General features: G+C 40.6%; 24 protein-coding genes and 1 pseudogene. 20 read left to right on the forward strand and 5 right to left on the reverse strand.

The window, feature by feature from the left end; translation table 11 throughout:
- The first annotated feature begins 31 nt into the window (after window positions 1-31).
- The 3 genes from IPL35_02915 to phbB all read left to right on the forward strand — a co-directional run bounded on the left by IPL35_02915 (window position 32) and on the right by phbB (window position 2,855).
- Window positions 32-1,333, forward strand: a complete 1,302-nt coding sequence (locus IPL35_02915) for a thermonuclease family protein (protein MBK8442413.1) — start codon at window positions 32-34, stop codon at window positions 1,331-1,333.
- Complete coding sequence (locus IPL35_02920; protein MBK8442414.1) at window positions 1,314-2,021, forward strand: MjaI family restriction endonuclease; 708 nt, start codon at window positions 1,314-1,316, stop codon at window positions 2,019-2,021. The genes IPL35_02915 and IPL35_02920 overlap by 20 nt, the downstream gene beginning before the upstream one ends.
- A gap of 87 nt (window positions 2,022-2,108) precedes the next feature.
- Complete coding sequence (gene phbB, locus IPL35_02925) at window positions 2,109-2,855, forward strand: acetoacetyl-CoA reductase (GenBank protein ID MBK8442415.1); 747 nt, start codon at window positions 2,109-2,111, stop codon at window positions 2,853-2,855.
- On the opposite strand, the gene IPL35_02930 is transcribed toward phbB, so the two are convergent.
- Complete coding sequence (locus tag IPL35_02930; GenBank protein MBK8442416.1) at window positions 2,830-3,048, reverse strand: hypothetical protein; 219 nt, start codon at window positions 3,046-3,048, stop codon at window positions 2,830-2,832. The genes phbB and IPL35_02930 overlap by 26 nt on opposite strands.
- Before the next feature lie 7 nt (window positions 3,049-3,055).
- On the opposite strand from IPL35_02930, the gene menB reads away from it, so the two are divergent.
- The 8 genes from menB (at window position 3,056) to ybeY (ending at window position 7,521) form a co-directional block, all read left to right on the forward strand.
- Window positions 3,056-3,877, forward strand: coding sequence for a 1,4-dihydroxy-2-naphthoyl-CoA synthase (gene menB, locus IPL35_02935; GenBank protein MBK8442417.1), 822 nt, complete (start codon window positions 3,056-3,058; stop codon window positions 3,875-3,877).
- A gap of 35 nt (window positions 3,878-3,912) precedes the next feature.
- A complete protein-coding gene (gene tsaD, locus IPL35_02940; protein MBK8442418.1) occupies window positions 3,913-4,926 on the forward strand; it encodes a tRNA (adenosine(37)-N6)-threonylcarbamoyltransferase complex transferase subunit TsaD in 1,014 nt (337 codons plus the stop codon).
- A 312-nt stretch (window positions 4,927-5,238) separates the two neighbouring features.
- Window positions 5,239-5,637 carry an ATP-binding protein gene (locus tag IPL35_02945; protein ID MBK8442419.1) on the forward strand — a complete coding sequence of 133 codons (399 nt, stop codon included), beginning with the start codon at window positions 5,239-5,241 and terminating at the stop codon, window positions 5,635-5,637.
- A gap of 193 nt (window positions 5,638-5,830) precedes the next feature.
- Window positions 5,831-6,037 carry a hypothetical protein gene (locus IPL35_02950; protein ID MBK8442420.1) on the forward strand — a complete coding sequence of 69 codons (207 nt, stop codon included), beginning with the start codon at window positions 5,831-5,833 and terminating at the stop codon, window positions 6,035-6,037.
- Between the two features lie 8 nt (window positions 6,038-6,045).
- Window positions 6,046-6,171, forward strand: coding sequence for a hypothetical protein (locus IPL35_02955; protein ID MBK8442421.1), 126 nt, complete (start codon window positions 6,046-6,048; stop codon window positions 6,169-6,171).
- A 110-nt stretch (window positions 6,172-6,281) separates the two neighbouring features.
- The gene (locus IPL35_02960) at window positions 6,282-6,539 is read left to right on the forward strand and encodes a hypothetical protein (GenBank protein MBK8442422.1); all 258 of its coding nucleotides are present in this window, start codon (window positions 6,282-6,284) and stop codon (window positions 6,537-6,539) included.
- Window positions 6,536-6,937 (forward strand): retropepsin-like domain-containing protein, encoded by a 402-nt coding sequence (locus tag IPL35_02965; protein ID MBK8442423.1) that lies wholly within the window; start codon window positions 6,536-6,538, stop codon window positions 6,935-6,937. The genes IPL35_02960 and IPL35_02965 overlap by 4 nt, the downstream gene beginning before the upstream one ends.
- A 155-nt stretch (window positions 6,938-7,092) precedes the next feature.
- On the forward strand, window positions 7,093-7,521 hold the full coding sequence (gene ybeY, locus IPL35_02970) for an rRNA maturation RNase YbeY (protein ID MBK8442424.1): 429 nt from the start codon (window positions 7,093-7,095) through the stop codon (window positions 7,519-7,521).
- Window positions 7,522-7,532: 11 nt separating this feature from the next.
- On the opposite strand, the gene IPL35_02975 is transcribed toward ybeY, so the two are convergent.
- Both IPL35_02975 and IPL35_02980 read right to left on the reverse strand, forming a co-directional pair.
- Window positions 7,533-8,135 carry a phosphatase PAP2 family protein gene (locus IPL35_02975; GenBank protein ID MBK8442425.1) on the reverse strand — a complete coding sequence of 201 codons (603 nt, stop codon included), beginning with the start codon at window positions 8,133-8,135 and terminating at the stop codon, window positions 7,533-7,535.
- A 249-nt stretch (window positions 8,136-8,384) separates the two neighbouring features.
- Complete coding sequence (locus IPL35_02980) at window positions 8,385-9,881, reverse strand: GH3 auxin-responsive promoter family protein (protein MBK8442426.1); 1,497 nt, start codon at window positions 9,879-9,881, stop codon at window positions 8,385-8,387.
- A 213-nt stretch (window positions 9,882-10,094) separates the two neighbouring features.
- Between IPL35_02980 and IPL35_02985 the strand changes: the two genes are divergently transcribed.
- The 4 genes from IPL35_02985 to IPL35_03000 all read left to right on the forward strand — a co-directional run bounded on the left by IPL35_02985 (window position 10,095) and on the right by IPL35_03000 (window position 14,535).
- Complete coding sequence (locus IPL35_02985; GenBank protein MBK8442427.1) at window positions 10,095-11,081, forward strand: Gfo/Idh/MocA family oxidoreductase; 987 nt, start codon at window positions 10,095-10,097, stop codon at window positions 11,079-11,081.
- A gap of 297 nt (window positions 11,082-11,378) precedes the next feature.
- The gene (locus tag IPL35_02990; GenBank protein ID MBK8442428.1) at window positions 11,379-11,807 is read left to right on the forward strand and encodes a RecX family transcriptional regulator; all 429 of its coding nucleotides are present in this window, start codon (window positions 11,379-11,381) and stop codon (window positions 11,805-11,807) included.
- A gap of 455 nt (window positions 11,808-12,262) precedes the next feature.
- On the forward strand, window positions 12,263-14,203 hold the full coding sequence (locus IPL35_02995) for a hypothetical protein (GenBank protein ID MBK8442429.1): 1,941 nt from the start codon (window positions 12,263-12,265) through the stop codon (window positions 14,201-14,203).
- Window positions 14,161-14,535, forward strand: coding sequence for a T9SS type A sorting domain-containing protein (locus IPL35_03000; GenBank protein MBK8442430.1), 375 nt, complete (start codon window positions 14,161-14,163; stop codon window positions 14,533-14,535). The genes IPL35_02995 and IPL35_03000 overlap by 43 nt, the downstream gene beginning before the upstream one ends.
- A gap of 240 nt (window positions 14,536-14,775) precedes the next feature.
- On the opposite strand, the gene IPL35_03005 is transcribed toward IPL35_03000, so the two are convergent.
- Entirely contained in the window at window positions 14,776-15,645 is an 870-nt protein-coding gene (locus IPL35_03005) for a sigma-70 family RNA polymerase sigma factor (GenBank protein MBK8442431.1), read from the reverse strand.
- 385 nt (window positions 15,646-16,030) lie between these two features.
- Between IPL35_03005 and IPL35_03010 the strand changes: the two genes are divergently transcribed.
- From IPL35_03010 to rlmD, 5 genes and pseudogenes are all read left to right on the forward strand, one after another.
- On the forward strand, window positions 16,031-16,402 hold the full coding sequence (locus IPL35_03010) for a hypothetical protein (protein ID MBK8442432.1): 372 nt from the start codon (window positions 16,031-16,033) through the stop codon (window positions 16,400-16,402).
- A complete protein-coding gene (locus IPL35_03015) occupies window positions 16,399-18,216 on the forward strand; it encodes a cadherin-like domain-containing protein (GenBank protein MBK8442433.1) in 1,818 nt (605 codons plus the stop codon). The genes IPL35_03010 and IPL35_03015 overlap by 4 nt, the downstream gene beginning before the upstream one ends.
- A gap of 132 nt (window positions 18,217-18,348) precedes the next feature.
- Window positions 18,349-19,038, forward strand: coding sequence for a ribulose-phosphate 3-epimerase (locus tag IPL35_03020; protein MBK8442434.1), 690 nt, complete (start codon window positions 18,349-18,351; stop codon window positions 19,036-19,038).
- 14 nt (window positions 19,039-19,052) lie between these two features.
- On the forward strand, window positions 19,053-19,379 hold the full coding sequence (locus IPL35_03025; GenBank protein MBK8442435.1) for a DMT family protein: 327 nt from the start codon (window positions 19,053-19,055) through the stop codon (window positions 19,377-19,379).
- Between the two features lie 84 nt (window positions 19,380-19,463).
- Window positions 19,464-20,862 (forward strand): annotated as a pseudogene (gene rlmD, locus IPL35_03030) (23S rRNA (uracil(1939)-C(5))-methyltransferase RlmD).
- 29 nt (window positions 20,863-20,891) lie between these two features.
- On the opposite strand, the gene IPL35_03035 reads toward rlmD, so the two are convergent.
- A complete protein-coding gene (locus tag IPL35_03035; protein MBK8442436.1) occupies window positions 20,892-21,326 on the reverse strand; it encodes a nucleoside deaminase in 435 nt (144 codons plus the stop codon).
- Between the last annotated feature and the right edge of the window lie 138 nt (window positions 21,327-21,464).

The raw sequence follows: 21,464 nt of genomic DNA on the forward strand, positions 1-21,464 counted from the left end.
GTATTAATTTTACCCATCAATCGTAAAAAAGATGCAAAAAACGTATCATAAAATAATCAACGGCGACAGCCGAAATATGCAGGAACTCAAAGATGAAAGCATTCATTTAGTAGTCACATCGCCCCCTTATTGGCAGTTAAAAGATTATGGCACTAACGACCAAATCGGATTTAATGATGATTATGAAACCTATATCAATCATTTGAATTTAGTATGGCAGGAATGTTACAGAGTATTACACAAAGGTTGTCGCTTGTGTATCAATATAGGCGACCAATTCGCAAGGTCGGTGTATTATGGGCGTTACAAAATAATTCCTATTCATACCGAAATTATAAAATTTTGTGAAATCATCGGCTTTGATTTTATGGGGCAAATTATATGGCAAAAAAACACGACCATGAATACCACCGGCGGAGCTAGCATCATGGGCAGTTTTCCTTATCCGCGCAATGGCATCGTAAAATTGGATTTTGAATATATTTTGTTGTTTAAAAAGCAGGGAAATGCGCCCAAACCTACCGCCGAGCAAAAACAGCACTCTGTAATGACCAAAGAAGAATGGAATACTTTTTTCAACGGGCACTGGTATTTTGGTGGAGCAAAACAAGATGCCCATATTGCTATGTTTCCCGAAGAACTTCCCAGACGATTAATAAAAATGTTTTCGTTTGAAGGAGAAAATGTATTAGACCCCTTTTTAGGAAGCGGCACAACATCAACTGTAGCAAATCAGTTAGGACGCAATTCTTGCGGTTACGAAATTAATCCCGAATTTATACCTGTTATTCAACAAAAATTGCAAATGCACCAACATCATATTGAGAATACACGCATAGATATTGTTGCACAGGATAAAAGCGAAATAAATTTTGAACAACGTATCCGGCAACTGCCTTATATTTTTGAAGATACACACCAATTAGATAAAAAAATTGATATAAAAAAATTACAATTCGGTTCAAAAATAGATGGTAATGAAAATACGCAAAAAGAAGAATATTTTACAGTAAAAGAAATCATTAACCCCGAATTGCTGCGCTTAAATAATGACTTGATTGTGCGTTTAATCGGTATCAAACAAGATGAAACAAAAAGTGCAGATGCCACCGAATTCTTACGTCAGAAAACTAAAGGGCAAAAAGTTTTTTTGCGTTTTGACAATCAAAAACATGATAATGAAAATCATTTAATGGTATATCTGTATCTCCAAAATAAAACTTTTATAAATGCGCATCTGCTTAAAAATAAATTAGCCTTGGTTGATAATCTTATTGATTTCAAATATAAAAATAAATTTAACAACTTAATTTATGTCGCAGAAAGTATCTAAACGATATTCAAAAGACTTTGGCAAAAAAGAAAAGGTCTTAAACTATGCCTGCCAAACCTATCAGCTGTCACGACCCAATAAAGTAGGTGCGGTAATGGCACTTATCAGACAATGTCAGCCCGTCACCATCGAAGCGTGGGAAGCGTGGTATTTTGAAAATGCTCAAACAGATGGAAAAAACAGCAGCAAAATCACCGAAGCTACTTTAAAAGAGCTTGGTGTACGCTTGTATGAGAAGATAACTGTTACTGTAATTCCTGAATGGCAAGAGGCTTTTAATAACCTTACACTGCAAGATTGTATTGATTATATCCATAATTTAACGATCAACCGCACTTTTGACGGCTACATCCGTGAAAAATCAGTAATAAATGACGGTTTAGCACATATTTTTCCCAATATTCGCTTTGAAGAAAGTCCGCCCGAACTCGACCACTCCGGCGATGTTGATTATATGGGTTGGGTGGGTAAATATGCTTTTGGCTTGCAGATAAAACCTGTTACGGCTCAATCAAATTTCGGCAACTATTCCGTTTCGGAACGTATGAAAGCCAGCTTTGCCGATTTTGAAAGCGAATACGGCGGAAGAGTTTTTATTATTTTTAGTATAGATGGCGATATTGGCAATGAAAAAGTATTGGAAGATATACGACAAGAAATCAGCCGACTGCAAGAGAAATCAACATAATACCGGCAAACTGTTTTTTTAAAAAAATAAGCAGATTGTTTGGTGCATTTTGAAAAAATCCTATTATTGAAAAAAATTCAATATCTTATGGATAATAACAATACTCGCATTGCATTAGTGACCGGAGCCACCGGCGGCTTGGGTACAGATATGTGCAAAAAATTATCGAAAGACGGCTTTCGCGTTATCGCCAACTACCGCAGTGCCGAAAAAGCGGCGGACTGGAAAGCACAAATGGAACAGGAGGGCTACCATTTTAAAATGTATCAGGCTGATGTAGCCGACTACGACCAAGTAGCCGCTATGATAAAAAAAATAGAAACCGAAATCGGTGTGGTTGATGTGCTTGTCAATAATGCGGGCATTACGCGCGACGGGGCTTTTCGCAAAATGACCCAACAGCACTGGCGCGATGTAATCAGTTCTAACTTAGACAGCGTATTTAATTGTTGCAGCCATTGTATCAATCCCATGATTAACCAAAATTGGGGGCGCATTATCAATATTTCTTCTGTAAACGGGCAACGCGCTCAGTTTGGTCAGGTGAACTACGCCGCTGCCAAAGCCGGTATGCACGGCTTTACCAAAACGCTCGCCATTGAAGTAGCCTCCAAAGGTATCACGGTCAATACTATTTCGCCCGGATACATCGGTACGGATATGGTAATGGCTGTACCCGAGGAAATTCGCAACAAAATTGTAGCCAATATTCCGGTAGGTCGCTTGGGCGGCACAGACGAAATTGCTTATTTGGTGTCGTTTTTGGCATCTGAAAAAGCCAGCTTTATTACCGGAGCCAACTTAGCCATCAACGGCGGACAACACGTTTATTAGCACAACAAGACATTCTTTTTGATATTATTATATCTTTAAAAGCAGCAAATGAATGCCAAAAAAATTCATTTGCTGCTTTTTTGTTGGCATTTTTACAAACGTGTCCTGTACTCCTTTTTTTTAAAACTAAAAATCTTTTGCATCTTTGCCTCCTGAAAAAATCATTTTTATTCACCCCTATTTCTTCCGCCATAAAAATTATGAGCCAACGCCAGTGGGAAACCATTAAAACCTACACCGAAATAAAATTTGAATTTTTTGAAGGGATCGCTAAAATAACCATCAACCGCCCGCGCTATCGCAACGCTTTTACACCGGAAACCGTAAAAGAAATGATAGACGCTTTTCAGCATTGCCGCGAAGCCAACGAAATCAGTGTGGTAGTGCTTACCGGCGAAGGCGATAAGGCATTTTGCAGCGGCGGCGACCAACATGTGAAAGGCGTGGGCGGCTATGTGGACAAAAGCGGCGTGCCGCGCCTCAATGTGTTGGATTTGCACAAACTCATTCGTTCGCTACCCAAACCCGTAGTGGCAATGGTAAACGGCTACGCCATCGGCGGCGGGCATGTGCTGCACGTTATTTGCGACCTCAGCATCGCTTCCGACAACGCCATTTTCGGACAAACGGGTCCCAAAGTGGGCAGCTTCGACGGCGGCTTCGGCAGCAGCTATCTGGCGCGGGTGGTAGGACAAAAGAAAGCCCGCGAAATTTGGTTTTTGTGTCGTCAGTACTCGGCGCAGGAGGCTTTGGAAATGGGGCTTGTAAATAAAGTAGTGCCATTGCCACAATTGGAAGATGAAGTAGTGGATTGGTGCAAAACAATGATGCAGCGCAGCCCTTTGGCTTTGCGTATGATAAAAATGTGCCTCAACGCTGAACTCGACGGACAGCACGGCATTATGGAACTGGCGGGCAATGCTACTTTATTGTATTACCTCACCGAAGAAGCACAAGAAGGCAGAAATGCTTTTTTGGAAAAACGCCCACCCGATTTTCAGCGTTTTCCGAAATTTCCTTAGTTTTTTTCAATTTTTTCAATTTAAAAATTAAATATATGTGTGCGCTGCTGCTCGCCATTGAGTCTTCCTGCGATGATACGTCTGCTGCCGTTTGCCGCGATGGTGTGATATTGTCTAACGTAGTAGCCACCCAACAACTTCACAGCGAATACGGTGGCGTAGTACCGGAGTTGGCATCGCGGGCGCATCAGGAAAAAATAGTGCCGGTGGTGGCAGAAGCACTCAAATGCGCCGCCGTTGATAAAAAAGAATTAGATGCCGTTGCTTTTACCATCGGTCCCGGCCTCATCGGCTCGCTGCTGGTAGGCACTATGTTTTCCAAAGCCTTTGCGCTGGCATTGGATATTCCGCTCATCACCGTTAATCACATGATGGCGCACGTGTCGGCGCACTTTATAGATGCCCCCCTGCCGCAATTTCCTTTTTTGTGCCTTACCGTCAGTGGCGGACACACGCAAATAGTGTTGGTAAAAGATTTTTTGGAGATGGAAGTAATCGGCGAAACCATTGACGATGCCGCCGGCGAAGCTTTTGATAAAATCGCCAAAATGTTGGGGCTGCCATATCCGGGCGGTCCTCTTTTAGACAAACTCGCCCGCGAAGGCAATCCACAAGCATTTCGTTTTCCTGAGCCGCAGGTGCGTGATTTGAATTTCAGTTTTAGCGGTCTCAAAACTTCGGTATTGTATTTTTTACAAAAACAGCCCGAAGGTTTCATCAGCGAGCACCTCAGCGACCTATGTGCATCGGTGCAAAAAACCATCGTGGATATTTTGCTCAAAAAACTGCACAAAGCCGCCAAACAATACGGTATTCGGCAAATAGCCATTGCGGGGGGTGTTTCCGCCAATTCGGAATTGCGTCGCCGCGTGCAGGAAATGGGTGCCGCCCATCAGTGGAGCGTGTATATTCCGCAATTTCAATACTGCACCGATAATGCCGCTATGATTGCCATTTGTGCCTATCACAAATACCTCAAAAAAGATTTCGCCGACCACAGCATTGTACCCAAAGCCCGCTACCCCATTGCAAGCATTTCACAAAAGTAGCCTCCTTTTATCAAAAAAAATAAAAAAACATGATTTTATATATTTTAAATATTATATTTATAATTAAATAATAATTATATATTTATATTTGTATTTGTATTTTTTACACCCAAAAATCACTCTCATTTAAGTTTATTTTATATTTTTTTAAAATTTTCCGGAACTTATATTTATGTTTAATCGTTGATGCTGATTAGCTTATATTGTTGTAAAACAAATTAAGTTTTATTTTTATTAATTTGAAGCGAAGCAAGCACTTTTTTATAAAATCTACTCTACTTTCTTCGCCTATAAATATATTATATGCTGAATGTGAGAAAGTTTACATTAACACTGAACTCTCAATTAGAGAGTATGGCGGAGTTGGAAAAATTTGTGGATAAATGCAGCAGAGAATGTGGCGCAGACAGTATGATGCACCATGATATGCTTTTGGTATTAACCGAAGCTGTAAGCAATTCTATTAAGCACGGAAACCGCTTCAATCCCCAAAAGCAGGTGGTTATCAACGCAAATATCAGCAACAACAGTTTAAATTTTAAAGTGTGTGATGAAGGTGAAGGTTTTGACCCCAAAAAAGTAGCTGACCCTACGCATCACCGCAATTTGGCGCAAGCCAATGGGCGTGGTGTTTTTATTATGCGCACCTTAGCCAACAGCCTCAATTTTTGCGACAACGGCAGAACCGTTGAAATTGAGTTTAAGCGTTAGTTATAAGCTTAATTTCAAAAAGGGTAATGCCAAATTTTGAGCGATTTTGGTAGTGATTTAAAATGTATGCTGAATATTTAGAGGGGTACGGAACTTTTTACTTTACACCATTACTTTTTTAGGACTACCCAAATTTTCTAAAAAATTGATATACAATAAATTGCATTTTTTAAAAATTCAAAATTAATCAAAAATGAGCCCAAAAGATTATTTTGAAATAGATATAATAGTAAAACAAGCGGTTACTCTTTTTATAGCAAGTATAATTTCCCTTGTTGCAATTTTTACAAATCCAAATGAGTACCGCCATAAAAAGGTTGTTAAATACAAGCTTTACACTCATATGATGAAACAAAAGTCAACTGAAACCGTCTGGTGGGAACAGGGGGGGAGGAAATAATTGATAGAATGATTGACAATAGTGTCAGCACAGACAATTATATTTTATTCTCAACGACAAAATATAGTTTGGAAGGAGAAACAAAAGTTGTTGGTATTGGTGCTTTCGGAAACGTGTTTATATTTGCTGACTAAAAGTCTTATTTTACACATAGATACAAATCAACTAAAATAGTGCTTTGTTACCCCAAAACTTCCCTTTCCGCAAAATTTGGCGTAACTTTGTTTTATAAAACACGTTTATTATGCAACCACAAGTATTAACCATCGCCGAAATAAAAGCCCAATACCCTGACCAATGGGTGTTGGTGGGTAATCCGCAGATGCGCGAAGATAACTTTGTAGGAGCTGTTATTGATATGCTCTTATCAGGAGTGCCATTGTATCATAGCAAAGATAAGCGCGAAATAGCCTATAAAATACAAGAACTAAGACAAGGTTTTGAAGATACTGTTTGTGTGTTTACGGGAAGAATGCCTAAAAACCGCAAGTTTTGGTTATGACGAAAAATGTATACAATTTTCAACGTGACAACGCAGACAGCCTAATTTTAGTTCCTGCAAGAGCTAACTATGAACGTGCAACACTCGCATTAGATACAGGTGCAACGCATACCGTAATAGACCTAACCGTACTGTTAATGGCAGGTTATACACTAAACGACGCAATAAAAACGGTTTCGATGGAAACAGCGAAAGGAACAATAGAGGCGTATGTTTTCAAGCTAAGTAAGCTAACTTGCTTGGACATAACACTTATAAATAAAGAGATTTGTTCTTACGATTTCTTAGCTAATAACGTTCTTACGGCTCTTGATGGCGTACTCGGTTTGGATTTTTTTGAAGGTTGCAGTCTAAACATAGATTTTGTTAGCAACACGATAAGTATTCTAAAAAAATAAAAATCGCCCAAAACAAGACACATATATCAAGGCTAATGACCTGCGTATATGAATAGTGTTAAAAGATAAAATATATTTTTTTGTTTTAGAATAACAATTTTATTTGTAAATATTTTTTCTTATATCTTGGCATACCTCACCACTTGCACTTTTTTATGCCCATTGCCTTTTATACTGAGCCTCCTTTAGAATTTAAACTACGCCCTCAAAATTTTTATGCCGCTTGGCTACGCTATCTCATCAAAAAGCATGAGGCGGTTGCGGGCAACATTCATCTTGTTTTTTGTACCGATGCGTATTTACTCGAACTCAATCGCCAATATCTGCAACACGATTACTACACTGACATCATTACTTTTGATTATACCCAAAACGGAAAAATCGCCGGCGATTTATTTATCAGCGTAGAGCGTGTGCGCGATAATGCAGATACTTTGCAGGTGACATTTGACCAAGAGTTGGCGCGTGTGATGGCACACGGTGTATTGCATTTGCTGGGTTTTTCGGATAAAGATGCTGCACAAAGTGCCGAAATGCGCCGTCAGGAAGATACGGCATTGCAATATTTACAGGAAGTGCGGTAAAATCATGTTAGCTATCCGAAATCATCGGGCGCGGTGGCGGGTGGCGGTGCTTGATGGCGTTGCAGGGCTTTTTGTGCCATTGAGCCGCAAAAAATTCCGACAGCAGTGCCCAACAAACCGCCCGCCAATACGTCAAACGGAAAGTGTACGCCTACATATACCTGCGAATATGCAATACTCGCCGCCCACAACAACAAAACGGGTATCAACCAACGATATTGTCGCCCCCATATCATTATCCAGCACCACGCCAAAGCAAAGTGATTGGCAGCGTGCGATGAAGTAAAACTTTTTCCTGAACCGCAAGGAACCAACAAATGAATCTGCTCTTGCAACCAAGGTGAATTACAAGGACGCAAGCGGTTGAAATAGGGTTTGATAATAGAACTCCTCGTAAAATCAGCCAACCCCGCCGCCAAAGCCGTAAAAGCAATCAGGATAAGAGCCTGCTTCCACGAGTAATTGTAGGCAATATATGCCAGTACAAATATATAGAGCGGAGCCCAAAATTCTTTGGTACGCAGCAGTGGCAACAAGGCATCAAAAAAAGAATTGCTCCAAGTGCCGTTGATGAGCGAAAAAAGAAAATTATCCCATTGCAATAAAGTTTCCATGCTATAATAAAATATAAAGTATGCTATAATTTTTGTATTTCCTCCGCACTCAATCCGGTTGATTGCCGAATAACAGCCATATCCACGCCCAAATTTTTTAATTGTTGAGCTATTTGTATTTCTTTTCTGTTTTTCAAAGATTTTTTTTTAAAATCCGAAGTCGGTGGGTGGGGTTGATATATTTTGCTTTCATTTTTTCGGTTGCTCTGCAATTCAACAGCACCCAAGCGATATTCTATTTACATTTTTTTATTGAACACTTGATTTCAACAACTCCGTAATTTCGTCCACATATTGCCGTTCATTGGCAAGGCGCGGTACTTTGTGCTGCCCACCGGCTTTACCCTTCATTTTCAGCCAACGATAAAATGTGCCTGCCGGTATTGCCTGCACCAAAGGTAATTGCATCACAATGTCTTTTTGGCGTTTGGCTTCGTAATCAGAATTTACGCTTTGCAGGGTTTGGTCTAAAATCTCCACAAAATGCGCCAAACTGTCGGGTTCCTGACTAAACTCCACCAACCACTGATGTCCGCCTTTTCCGTGTTCGTCCAAATATATCGGAGCTACGGTATAGTCGCTTACCAAAGCACCGCTTTTACGACAGGCTTCGGCGATGGCGCGGTCGGCATTGTCCACCATCACTTCTTCGCCAAAAGCATTGATAAAACTTTTCACGCGCCCGCTTACCTGTATCCGAAACGGAAACAAAGAAGTAAACCTCACCGTATCGCCTACCACATAACGCCACAATCCTGTATTGGTGCTGATGAGCAGGACATAGTTTTTGTCAAGCATCACACCTTCCAAACCCACTGCCACCGCCTGCGGGTTGCCCAAAAAATCGTCCAAAGGCACAAATTCATAATAAATACCATAATCTAACATCAAAAGCATATCATTGCGTTCCGGCTCATCTTGCACCGCAAAAAAGCCCTCCGAAGCATTGTAAGTTTCCCAATAGTGCATTTTGGGGCTGCGAATGAGCTGTTGTGTAAATTGCGCACGATACGGCGTGAAACTCACACCGCCGTGCAAATACAACTCCAAATTTGGAAAAACATCTGCCAGATTATTTGCGCCGCTTCGCTCAAAAATGCGCAATATCACCGACACCATCCAGGTAGGCACGCCTGCCAAAAATGTAATATTCTGCCCAAGTGAAGCATCAATGATGCGTTCTATTTTTTGTTCCCAGTCGCTCATCAAAGCTATATCCATATCCAGCGAAGATAGATAACGTGCCAAAGGCGACATATTTTGGAGCAGCACCGCCGACAAATCGCCGTAGCGCAGCGTCTCATTGAAACGGCTGATTTCGTGGCTGCCACCTAACACGATGCCTTTTCCTTCAAAAATTTGCGTATCGGGATATGCCTGACAATACAAAGCCAAAGCATCACGCCCACCTCGATAATGACACTCATTGCGAGATTCTTTACTGATGGGGATAAATTTGCTCTTATCCGATGTAGTGCCTGATGATTTTGCAAACCATTTTATTTCCGAGTTCCACAAAACATTTTGTTCGCCGTGCAATACACGATCAATATAAGATTTATACGCTTCATAATCGCGTATGGGTACGGCAGTGCGATACTGTTCGACACTGCGAATATCCTGAAAATGATGCGCTTTGCCGAACACAGTATCTTGTCCTTCATTTAACAGATAAAGAAATGTCTCCTTCTGTTTCAACAAAGGTTCTTTTTTGAAATACTCAATTTCATCGATGCGGCGCAACATGTACCACTTTATAATAGAAGACAACACGATATAAGAGCAATATTTTTGGGTTTAGGCGAACAAATTTAGCGATATTTTTTATTTTGTTCAGGGATACTGTTTTTTTTGAGCGAAGGGAAAATATTCCGATAAAACACACCATTCACCACAAGGCTTCGTATCTTTGTTGTTGATAAATATATACCAATCTATCACAGCAATATTTATAAAAAAATGATTAAAATAGGACTATTGGGTGTGGGGCATTTAGGAAAAATCCATTTGAAATTGCTTCACGAAATAGCAGATTTTGAAGTAATAGGTTTTTACGACCCCAACGAACAAGCCGCCGCTTGGGTACAATCTCATTATCCTGCTCTGCCTCGTTTCACCGATGCCGCCACCCTGATTGCCGCCACTGATGCCGTAGATATTGTAGCACCCACGCTGCACCACAGTGTTTTGGCATTGGAAGCCATCGCCCAAAAAAAACATATATTTATTGAAAAACCCCTCGCCGCCACCTTAGCCGAAGGCAAACAACTCGCCGAACGTGCCACCGCCGCCGGTATCATAGGGCAAGTAGGTCATGTAGAACGGTTTAATCCGGCATTTTTGGCACTAAAAGATAAAAAATTACAACCCTTATTTATAGAAACACACCGTTTGGCAATTTTCAACCCGCGCGGCACCGATGTAAGCGTTGTAATGGATTTGATGATACACGACTTAGATATGGTACGCCGCTTAGTGGGCAGCGAAGTAACCGCCGTACACGCCAGTGGAGTAGCCATTGTATCTACTAATCCCGACATTGCCAACGCGCGGCTTACATTTGCCAACGGTTGCATTGCCAACATTACCGCCAGTCGCATTTCTATGAAAAACCTGCGCAAGATGCGTATTTTTCAGCCCGATGCCTACATCAGTTTAGATTTTTTGGAAAAGAAAAGCGAAATCTTACAACTTTTCGACGACGAGCCGCAAGATGTTTCTTCGGTGCGTTTGGATATAGATACTCAACACAGCAAATTTATCAGCTATGTTCAAAATCCGACCGAAGCCGTCAATGCCATTAAAATGGAGTTGGAATATTTTGCAAAAAGTATTCGCCAGCAAATGCCGCCGCCCGTTACTTTTCAGGACGGCTACGAGGCACTGCGCTTGGCTTTATGGGTAAGCAACGAAATAGAAGCACATGCAAAAACAGTTCGGCGATAAAAACAGGAAAAAGAACAAAAAAAATAGGCTGGAGTTACCTCCAGCCTACCCACTATGAAAAAACTCAAGCTTTGTAGCACTATAGCCATCGTAAAAGAGGGAGAATTGGGAGTTCGTTTAAGGAAGGAACGATGGTAGTTATAGCACTAAAGCTTTCACTTGCAAAGATAAACCCTGTTTTTATTTTTGCCAAATTTTTTTTCAAAAAAAATGTTAAATTTTTATTTCTATCCTTGTATTTATGTCTGAAGAAGAATTACAACAACTAAAAAAACTGATACAAATAGCCGAAAATTATTGTGCTTATCAGGAGCGTTCTATCAAAGAAATACAAAGTTTTTAAAAAAACACCAAGCCACTCCCCAACAGTCGGAGTCTGTTATTCATCATTTACAAACACACAATTTTTTACAACAGCAACGCTTTGCGTTAATGTTGGCACAAGGAAAGTTTAGGATAAAAAAATGGGGAAAATTGAAAATCAGACAAGCTCTTCAACAAAAGGGAGTCGCTGAAACGGATATTCGGCAGGCTTTGGAGAACATAGACAAAGAAAGCTATCAGGAAACATTAAAAACAATTGCAGAAAAAAAACTTGCGCTTATCAAAGAAGAAAATCCTCTGAAACGACGACAAAAACTTATCGCTTTCTTGCTTCAAAAGGGTTATGAAATGGAAGAAATTTTGCATATTATCCCATCATTAATTAACACCATATCCGAATAAATAAAACCGATATATAATAATGTAGAATGACGATATTTTACATTATTATCATAAAAATACCTGTCAAAGTGTTAAATTGTTTTTAAAAAAATAAATGTTTTTAAAAATTTGAATATTTATTATAAGTACAGGCAATACAATAAATATTTACAAATCAATTGATTATATTTTAAAATCAACAAAAAAGCTATAAAACAACTTTAAAAATGTATTTTTGGAAAGGTAAGATTTTACAATATTTTAGCTTGATTATAAATTAATATATAAGTAATTTTGCATTAAATTATATTAGTAATAGTGTAAATAATTTTAAAAAATTAAAAATATCTAAAATTTGAACACGTAAGAAAACAGTAGATTGTATTAAATATTTGCTTTTTTTATTTCTAACTTTGCAAGTGTTACTATGAATTTTTATAAAATTTCTTAACCTAAAATATTAAAAATTTATTCTTATGACTATTATCAAAAGTACATTTTTACGATGGTGTTTAGCACTTTTCTTGGCATATTTGCCACTGAATAACTTACAAGCACAAATAGATCCCTCTGATGAGGAGTATGTAATGGAGTTTCTGCAACAGCAATACGCCGACTGCTTGGGCGAAAACACTTTCACCAACTTAGACGAACTCTATACCTTCATCGAAACCAACTGTGCACCTGATTGGGGCGGCGGCGATGATTGGGAAGATTGGGGCGATGATGACAGCACTTGGACTTGGACAGAAGAAGACGAAATCGCTTGGCTCTCTGAATACTACGCCGACTGCTTGGGCGAAAACACTTTCACCAACTTAGACGAACTCTATACTTTCATCGAAGCCAACTGTGAAACTAACTGGGGCGGCGGCGATGACGACTGGGACAACTGGGGTGATGGTGACACTATCAGCGGCGATGATTGGGAAGATTGGGGCGATGATGACACTGCCTGGACTTGGACAGAAGAAGACGAAATTGCTTGGCTCTCTGAATATTACGCCGACTGCTTGGGCGAAAATACTTTCACCAACTTAGACGAACTCTATACCTTCATCGAAACCAATTGCCAAACCAACTGGGGCGGCGGCGATGATTGGGAAGATTGGGGCGATGATGACACTGCCTGGACTTGGACAGAAGAAGACGAAATTGCTTGGCTCTCTGAATATTACGCCGACTGCTTGGGCGAAAACACTTTCACCAACTTAGACGAACTCTATACTTTCATCGAAACCAATTGCCAAACCAACTGGGGCGGCGGCGATGATTGGGAAGATTGGGGCGATGATGACACTGCCTGGACTTGGACAGAAGAAGACGAAATTGCTTGGCTCTCTGAATACTACGCCGACTGCTTGGGCGAAAACACTTTCACCAACTTAGACGAACTCTATACTTTCATCGAAACCAATTGCCAAACCAACTGGGGCGGCGGCGATGATTGGGAAGATTGGGGCGATGATGACAGCACTTGGACTTGGACAGAAGAAGACGAAATTGCTTGGCTCTCTGAATATTACGCCGACTGCTTGGGCGAAAACACTTTCACCAACTTAGACGAACTTTATACTTTCATCGAAACCAATTGCCAAACCAACTGGGGCGGCGGCGATGATTGGGAAGATTGGGGCGATGATGACACTGCCTGGACTTGGACAGAAGAAGACGAAATTGCTTGGCTCTCTGAATATTACGCCGACTGCTTGGGCGAAAACACTTTCACCAACTTAGACGAACTCTATACCTTCATCGAAACCAACTGTGCACCTGATTGGGGCGGCGGCGATGATTGGGAAGATTGGGGCGATGATGACAGCACTTGGACTTGGACAGAAGAAGACGAAATTGCTTGGCTCTCTGAATATTACGCCGACTGCTTGGGCGAAAACACTTTCACCAACTTAGACGAACTTTATACTTTCATCGAAACCAATTGCCAAACCAACTGGGGCGGCGGCGATGATTGGGAAGATTGGGGCGATGATGACACTATTGGAGGTAACGGCGATGACGATTGGGAAGATTGGGGCGACAACGATAGCATTTGGGGCGGTGGCGACTGGGAGTGGACAGTAGAAGATGAATTGGCTTATTTGCAACAAATTTATACCGACTGCCTTACCAACGCTCCCGAATTTGAAAGCATTGATGCTATATATGACTATCTCGAAGCCAACTGCGAAGCATTTAATCAAGAATACGAGGTAGAAGTTCCTGAGTGCTTGACCGATATGCCGGAATTAACAACTTTCCAAGCATTTATTAATTATTTGGCAAATAATTGCAGCAGCGAATTTGTAGCCGGGTTTTCCTGCTTGCTTCTTCAGAAGCTCCCGAATTTGCCACCGATGAAGAATACTTCACCTGGTTGGGCGAAAACTGTGCTCCTGAAGGCGAAGGAATGGGAATGATAGAAGACATTCAAAATGGAGAAAACCCTGTAGCTAAATTATACACTTCTGCACAAGAAGATAATTCAGCTTTAGGCATTGAGCAAATAAATGTAGCTTTCACAATGTTCCCGAATCCGGCTGTGAATCAGGTGACTATCAATACCGAAACACCAATTCAGGCAGTAGAAGTATTTGATTTGCAAGGAAAATCAGTTTATCATACAATATGGAACAGCAGCGTGACTACTCAAACAGAAATACCTGTAGTCGGTTTAACCCGCGGTATGTATATTGTTAAAATCACCTTCAACAATAATTCCATACAAACACAAAGTTTGAACGTAAATTAATTTAATGGGTTAATAATAGGGCATTATCAAAGCCTCGCTGCATGGCGAGGCTTTTTTTATTTTCTCTGTCTATTTTGCTTCTATAAAAAATACAGGTTATCATATATTAACAGCCAATGTATCAACACAAAGAAGCCTTGCGATTTTAAAATCACAAGGCTTTCAAATTAGTGCAATCATTTGATAAACAAATAATTACAAATATTTATTACATTTAAAACAAAAGATTTATTTATGATTTTATTTTCCCAAATAAGCACGCAACTCCGAGTTAAGAGAAGTTTTGCGCAAACGCCGCAGAGCACGGTCTTTAATCTGGCGCACCCTTTCGCGGGTCAAGCCCATTCTTTCGCTAATATCATCTAAATTCATCTCCGCATTATCATTGAGTCCGAAAAAGCAATTCAGAATTTCAATTTCTTTCGGGTGCAAAATACTCATGGTATTTTTTATTTCTTCTTTTAAAGACACACTCATCAAACTTTCGTCGGGAGTATGTTCGTCATTGCTTTCGATGGTTTGCAACAAAGTAGTACTATCATCATCGTTGCCGATGGTATCGTCGGTAGAAACAGGGCGGTCGGCAGCTTTCAGAATCAAACGAATATCATCTTTGCTAATATCCACCAACTCAGCTAATTCATCAATAGAAGGTTCTCGCTGATTATCCTGCAAAAAGTGCAGCAACTCATGATATATTTTTTTATACGACTCTACTTTATTAAGCGGCAAACGAATCAGACGCGATTTTTCCACCAATGCGTGCATAATCGCCTGACGAATCCACCATACAGCATAAGAGATAAATTTAAAGCCTTTAGTTTCATCAAAACGATTGGCAGCTTTTATCAAGCCCAAATTGCCCTCATTTATCAAATCAGCTAAATGCAAGCCTTGATTTTGGTATTGTTTTGCCACCGATACCACAAAACGCAAATTGTGATTGACCAATTTTGCCAAAGCGACCTCATCACCTTGTTTAGTTTTCCTTGCTAAATCTGTTTCCTCATCGGCAGTGAGCAATTTCAATTTACTGATATCATTCAAATACTTTTCCAAAGCAGGTCCTTCACGAACCGTAATTTGATTTTGGATCTTCAACTGTCTCATAGCTCAATAAAAAGTTTTAAAAAAATAGGGTGTAATAAAATGTATAAAAATTTTTCAGTAAGTTAAGTATCTGCCAACACTTTACCTCCTGAAAACTGCTGCTCTACGGATATATAGTATTACACTTAAACGAAGTTTAAAAAAAAATAGTTTATTTTTTGAAAATAATTTCAAAATCATAAAAAATCATGACAATTCTGCTAAAAAAACATGTGACATTTTTACGGTCTCACAGTCAAGCTACTACGGAAGTAGTGCCAATTCACAACTGATATAAAATTAAAATTTTGCCGTTATGCAAATATGCTCTAATTTTGTCGTGCTATTTTCTCTTAATATTAAAGAATTTATTACATAATTTACTAATTTTTTAAAAAAATATTGTATGAAAAAACTAGGAACTCTGCTGTTTTTATGGATAGCATTGATTGCTACAGCAAATGCACAAGATTGTAATGCGCCAAAATGTGTGCGGGAGTATGGTTCGTTATACACTGCAGTAGATCACTCTGCTATGTTTCTGGCGGATTTGGCGGGTGGTCCTTACTATGTATTTGAAGGAGGCTCCGGCAATTTTGAAGCCTTTGCCGATGGTACTGCCCACTTGACAGGTACGGTATATAACGCACAAGCACCTACCAAAAAATGGGCTTTGGACGTGTGGTTTAAAAGTCGTATGAACTACACTACCTGGGCAGCTATGTCAAACGAACCCCACTACAAAGATGAGCAAGGCTTCGCGGCACACATTATTTGAACTGGGAATTTTATACGATGGATTCCGGTACTGACGGCAAAAAAAGCAAAATAACAGGTTTGGGAGATTTTGCAGGATGGGAACTGTATTTAACCCAAGAAACTGCGGGCAACAAATATACTACACAAGTGGGTATGGCTGCCAACGACAAAACATATACTTATGGTTTATCTACTTGGTTCAAAGCTACTGGTACTAATGCTGCCGGCGAAGCAGTAAGTAATATTCCGGGCGACTTTAACTTAGAGTTTTGTCAGGAATGTAGCGGTACTGCACAAGTAACCGTCAATGCGGCTCCGGGTACTTTCACTTATAGCCTTTCTCCTACGGGTAGTGTCAATGTAAATGGCAGCACTGTATCTGCGAGCAGCTTGTGTCCCGGTGCTTATACTTTGACCGTAAATTTGAGCAACGGCTCAGTACAAACTTATCCCATCTCCATCAGCGATGATGACACTTATGATATCAGCACTTCAGTGAGTACCGTAGCTCCTACAGGCAGCAACTGTAACGGCAGTGCACAAATTGCTTTGAGTTTTGTAGGCGGCAATAATTACACCTATACTTATAATGGCGGAGGTACTGTAACCAAAAACACCAACTCTCTCACCATCAGCAATTTATGTGAAGGCAACGGAAGTATCACTATCAACTATGGTACTTGTGCGGAAGTAGTAACTTTTACGGTAGGTACACCTGCTCCTTGTGAAGAAACTACACAATTCTGCACCGAAATTGGTCAGTCTTTGAGCATTTGCCCTACTTTTTGTTCTTTAAACAACAGCATCACTTATAACAGCACCAACAGCTCTTTGGGCGCAAATGTACAGGTGCAAGGCAATTGCATTTTATATACACCTAATACCAGCAGTGCAGCCAACGATGTATTAACGGTAACAGCACACGATAATACCGGAGCTACCGAAACAGTTGTTTTAAACATCACTATCGGAGATTGTAACGGCGGTCAGATTTTTGCAGTAGATGATTATGCACAAACTTTTATTGATTATCCGGTATCGGTAAATGTATTGGGCAATGAAGTAAGCCCAAGCGGTGCTTCTTTGACCATCGTTGAAATTTATCAGCCTTCTATGGGTTTTGCTACCATTTACAATGGTCAAATCATTTATACACCGCCTGTAGGTTATACCGGAACAGTTACTTTCTCTTATAAAGTTTGCGACACTGCGGGTAATTGCGACATTGCCACTGTAACTATATTGGTAAGCTCCGACCCGGGCGTATGTAATATTCCTACCGAAATCTGTTTAGAACCCAATCATGCTGCTACCATTTGCCCACAAAACTGTATCGTTCCCGATGCTTCTACGGTGAGTGTTACTTCTGTATTGGGAGCTACTGTTAATATTCTTTCCGGCGACTGCGTGTATTACATTGCTCCGAGCAATGCAGCCGGATTGGTAGATACCGTAACGATTAATGGTTGCAATGCAGCAGGCGAATGTGCTCCTGTATATGCTTATATCACTATCGGCGACTGTCCGAAATCATTGAGCGCAGGTGACGATTTATTGACTGTATATAATAATACTTCTTATGCTCTCAATATTGCAGCCAACGACGAAATGCCGGAAGGTTCTTATTTGTTGTTTTATATGATGCCGCGCAGTGGTACTTTGTTGCAAAGCAACGGCAAATTGTATTACACCCCTAACAAAGGTTTCAATTTCGGAACTGATGAGTTTTATTATGCCATCGCCAAAAATGGCGAAGCTATTGAAATGGCGCGTGTAATTATCAATGTAGATTTCAAAAACAAAGTATTATACAACAGTCCTAAAGTAAAATAATTTTAAAATAAAGTTTTTTTCCAAAAAGCCCTCACATAAAACGTGGGGGCTTTTTGTTTTCCGTATCATTCTGTCTTAGTTATTGTAGTATCTTTGCATTTTAACTACTACACAATATATTTTCAATATCGTATGCTTGCTACTTTTCCTATTGTAGCTCCTTCCATTTTAGCGGCTGATTTTTTGCACTTGGGTGATGCCGTCAATATGTTGAACAAGAGCCTCGCCGACTGGATACATGTAGATGTCATGGACGGACGCTTTGTTCCTAATATTTCATTTGGTTTTCCGGTAATGGAGGCTTTGAAACAAATAGCCCAAAAGCCGCTTGATGTACATTTGATGATAGTAGAGCCGGAGCGTTATATTGAGTCTTTTATTCAGGCGGGTGCTGCCATTGTGAGCATTCACTACGAAGCATCGCCGCATTTGCATCGTTCGGTGCATCATATTAAGCAATTGGGAGCAAAAGCAGGAGTGGCTATCAATCCGCATACGCCCATAGCCGTGCTGGAAGATATTATCGCCGACATTGATTTGGTGTGTATGATGTCGGTAAACCCGGGTTTCGGAGGGCAGCATTTTATTGAAAACACTTACCACAAAATACAGCAGTTGCGCAACCTAATCGCTCAAAAAAAATCTGCCGCCCTCATTGAAATTGACGGTGGGGTGAGCGAAAAAAACGCCGCCGCTTTGATAGCCTGTGGCGCAAATGTATTAGTGGCAGGAAGCAGCGTGTTTCGCGCCGCAAATCCCTCAGCCCAAATCGCCGAACTAAAAAACATCACCGCCAAACCCACCGCGCCCATAGCCATATAAAATCAATCTTTTTAATGCGTACCATCATTTTATTGCTCATTTCCAATGTGTTTATGACCATCGCTTGGTACGGGCATCTGAAATATAAACAAATAGCGTTGTGGAAAGTAATTTTGGTGAGCTGGCTCATCGCTTTTGTAGAATATTGTTTTCAAGTACCCGCCAACCGCTTCGGACACGGCACTTTTAATACCGCACAACTCAAAACCATACAAGAAATTTTATCGCTGTCGGTATTTGCCGTATTTTCTTTGGTTTATCTCAAAGAACCGTTCAAAAGCAACCATCTCATCGCTTTTTTATTTCTGATTGCTTCAGCTTATTTTATGTTTAAAAATTAAATTTTACTATAAAATATTTATTTAAAGCAAAATACAAGTTAAAATTATTTTAAATTTAAAATTATAAAATTCCCAAAAAAATAAATGGCTCGCAAACGCAACCGTCACCCTGTAATAGAAAATGTTAAGCTCGCACAAATGGCAGCAGAAGGCAAAGCGTGGACGCGCTTAGAAAATGGCAAAGTGCTGTTTGTAGAAGATGCCGTGCCGGACGATGTGGCGGATATTTGGGTAGAAAAAAACAAAAATGATTATGCACAGGGACGCATACAACGACTGATAAGTCCTTCGCCTTTGCGCACCACACCTTTTGCGAGCATTTTGGCGTTTGCGGCGGTTGTAAATGGCAATATTTGCCCTATCCCCAACAGGCAATTTTTAAGCAACATATCATCAGCGAAACTTTTCGGCGCATTGCCAAAAACACACAATTTGAAGTGTTGCCTTTTGTTGCTGCCGAGCAAAATACTTATTACCGCAACAAATTAGAATTTACGTTCAGCGATCGGCGTTGGCTGTATCCGCACGAAATGGACAACGAAACGCACTTACAACACAATGGAGTGGGTTTTCATGTGCCACGCAGTTTTTCCAAAGTATTGGATATTCAGCATTGTTATTTACAGCCTTCGCCCTCCAACGAATTGCGCAATGCTGTGCGCGATTTTGCCCTGAAAAATAATTTATCTTTTTACGATTTGCGCAATCATGGCGGATTTTTTGCGCAATCTCATCGTTCGCACTGCCTCCACCGGGCGAGTGGATGGCTACTTTCAGCTTCGGCGAAGACCACGCCCTGCGTTCTGCGCTGCTGGATTTTGTGGTGGGCACTTTTCCTGATATTACTTCGTTGCAATATGCCATCAACGGCAAACGCAACGACACCCTTTTTGACCAAGACATCATCACGCACTATGGCAAAGGTTTTATTACAGAGCAGTTGGGGAGTTTGAAATTTAAAATCAGTCCCAAATCTTTTTTTCAAACCAATACCGCACAAGGGCTGCGCCTTTACGAAATTACCAAAGAAATGGCACAGCTCACAGGTGAAGAAACGGTGTATGACTTATATACCGGCACAGGCAGTATTGCTTTGTTTTTAGCCGACCGCGCCAAGCAGGTTATTGGAGTAGAAGAAATTGACGATGCCATTGAAGATGCCCGCTACAACGCCGCCCTCAATAGCATTGAACACTGTGAATTTTATACGGCAGATGTAAAAAAATGGCTGCAAAGCCAGCAAGCTCCACGCCCTGATATGGTGGTACTCGACCCGCCACGCGCCGGCTTGCACGCCGATGTAATACCGGCAATAGTGGCATTAGCTCCACGCCGTATTGTGTATGTCAGTTGCAATCCCGCCACCCAAGCCCGCGATATTGCGCTTTTTGCTCCGCACTATCAACTTGTATCTATGCGCGGCGTAGATATGTTTCCGCATACCTACCATATAGAAAATGTAGCGTGTTTGGAGTTGAGTTAGTGTTGTTTTTTTAAAAAAAATTATTTTTGTTATAGCTCTCCAATATCTTCATTCCACAAAGCGGGATTTTCGGCGATAAAACTGCGCATCATTTCTACACATTCGGGTAGGTTCAAATCTATCACTTCCACGCCGTGAGCTTCCATCAGCACACGCGCTCCCGAAAAAGTTTGCGACTCGCCCACAATTACTTTTTTGATATTGAACTGCACCACCGTTCCGGCGCACATATAGCAGGGCATCAGCGTAGAGTACAGCACCGTATTGCGATAGCTTCCAATTCTGCCGGCATTATTCAGGCAGTCCATTTCACCGTGCAAAATAGGATTTTGTTGCTGTACGCGCTTGTTGTGCCCCGCCGCTACCAATTCGCCATTGCGCACGAGCACCGAGCCTATTGGAATACCGCCCTCGCTGCGGCTTTTGAGAGCCTGCTCTATTGCCATTTGCATAAATTTGTCCATCATCAGTATATTTTATTTGATTGATTAGATGAATGTTGAAGTTGTTTTAATTTTTAAAAAAATCAGTGTATTGAAAAAAGCCCATCAGAAAGGTTTAAACAATTTTTGTTTTCCTTTTTTTTAAAATTATTTTTCGCA

Source organism: Sphingobacteriales bacterium (genome assembly GCA_016711285.1).
In the GTDB taxonomy this organism is placed as follows: domain Bacteria; phylum Bacteroidota; class Bacteroidia; order Chitinophagales; family UBA2359; genus JADJTG01.

Coding starts and splice junctions, on each gene's coding strand:
- IPL35_03035 (MBK8442436.1), bottom strand. CDS start 21,326: ATGGACAAATTTATGCAAATGGCAATAGAGCAGGCTCTCAAAAGCCGC.
- IPL35_03025 (MBK8442435.1), top strand. CDS start 19,053: ATGCGTACCATCATTTTATTGCTCATTTCCAATGTGTTTATGACCATC.
- ybeY (MBK8442424.1), top strand. CDS start 7,093: ATGCCCATTGCCTTTTATACTGAGCCTCCTTTAGAATTTAAACTACGC.
- IPL35_02920 (MBK8442414.1), top strand. CDS start 1,314: ATGTCGCAGAAAGTATCTAAACGATATTCAAAAGACTTTGGCAAAAAA.
- menB (MBK8442417.1), top strand. CDS start 3,056: ATGAGCCAACGCCAGTGGGAAACCATTAAAACCTACACCGAAATAAAA.
- tsaD (MBK8442418.1), top strand. CDS start 3,913: ATGTGTGCGCTGCTGCTCGCCATTGAGTCTTCCTGCGATGATACGTCT.
- IPL35_03010 (MBK8442432.1), top strand. CDS start 16,031: ATGAAAAAACTAGGAACTCTGCTGTTTTTATGGATAGCATTGATTGCT.
- IPL35_02965 (MBK8442423.1), top strand. CDS start 6,536: ATGACGAAAAATGTATACAATTTTCAACGTGACAACGCAGACAGCCTA.
- IPL35_02995 (MBK8442429.1), top strand. CDS start 12,263: ATGACTATTATCAAAAGTACATTTTTACGATGGTGTTTAGCACTTTTC.
- IPL35_02985 (MBK8442427.1), top strand. CDS start 10,095: ATGATTAAAATAGGACTATTGGGTGTGGGGCATTTAGGAAAAATCCAT.
- IPL35_02980 (MBK8442426.1), bottom strand. CDS start 9,881: ATGTTGCGCCGCATCGATGAAATTGAGTATTTCAAAAAAGAACCTTTG.
- IPL35_03005 (MBK8442431.1), bottom strand. CDS start 15,645: ATGAGACAGTTGAAGATCCAAAATCAAATTACGGTTCGTGAAGGACCT.
- IPL35_02915 (MBK8442413.1), top strand. CDS start 32: ATGCAAAAAACGTATCATAAAATAATCAACGGCGACAGCCGAAATATG.
- IPL35_02975 (MBK8442425.1), bottom strand. CDS start 8,135: ATGGAAACTTTATTGCAATGGGATAATTTTCTTTTTTCGCTCATCAAC.
- IPL35_02955 (MBK8442421.1), top strand. CDS start 6,046: ATGATTGACAATAGTGTCAGCACAGACAATTATATTTTATTCTCAACG.
- IPL35_03020 (MBK8442434.1), top strand. CDS start 18,349: ATGCTTGCTACTTTTCCTATTGTAGCTCCTTCCATTTTAGCGGCTGAT.
- IPL35_02960 (MBK8442422.1), top strand. CDS start 6,282: ATGCAACCACAAGTATTAACCATCGCCGAAATAAAAGCCCAATACCCT.
- IPL35_02950 (MBK8442420.1), top strand. CDS start 5,831: ATGAGCCCAAAAGATTATTTTGAAATAGATATAATAGTAAAACAAGCG.
- phbB (MBK8442415.1), top strand. CDS start 2,109: ATGGATAATAACAATACTCGCATTGCATTAGTGACCGGAGCCACCGGC.
- IPL35_02930 (MBK8442416.1), bottom strand. CDS start 3,048: ATGGCGGAAGAAATAGGGGTGAATAAAAATGATTTTTTCAGGAGGCAA.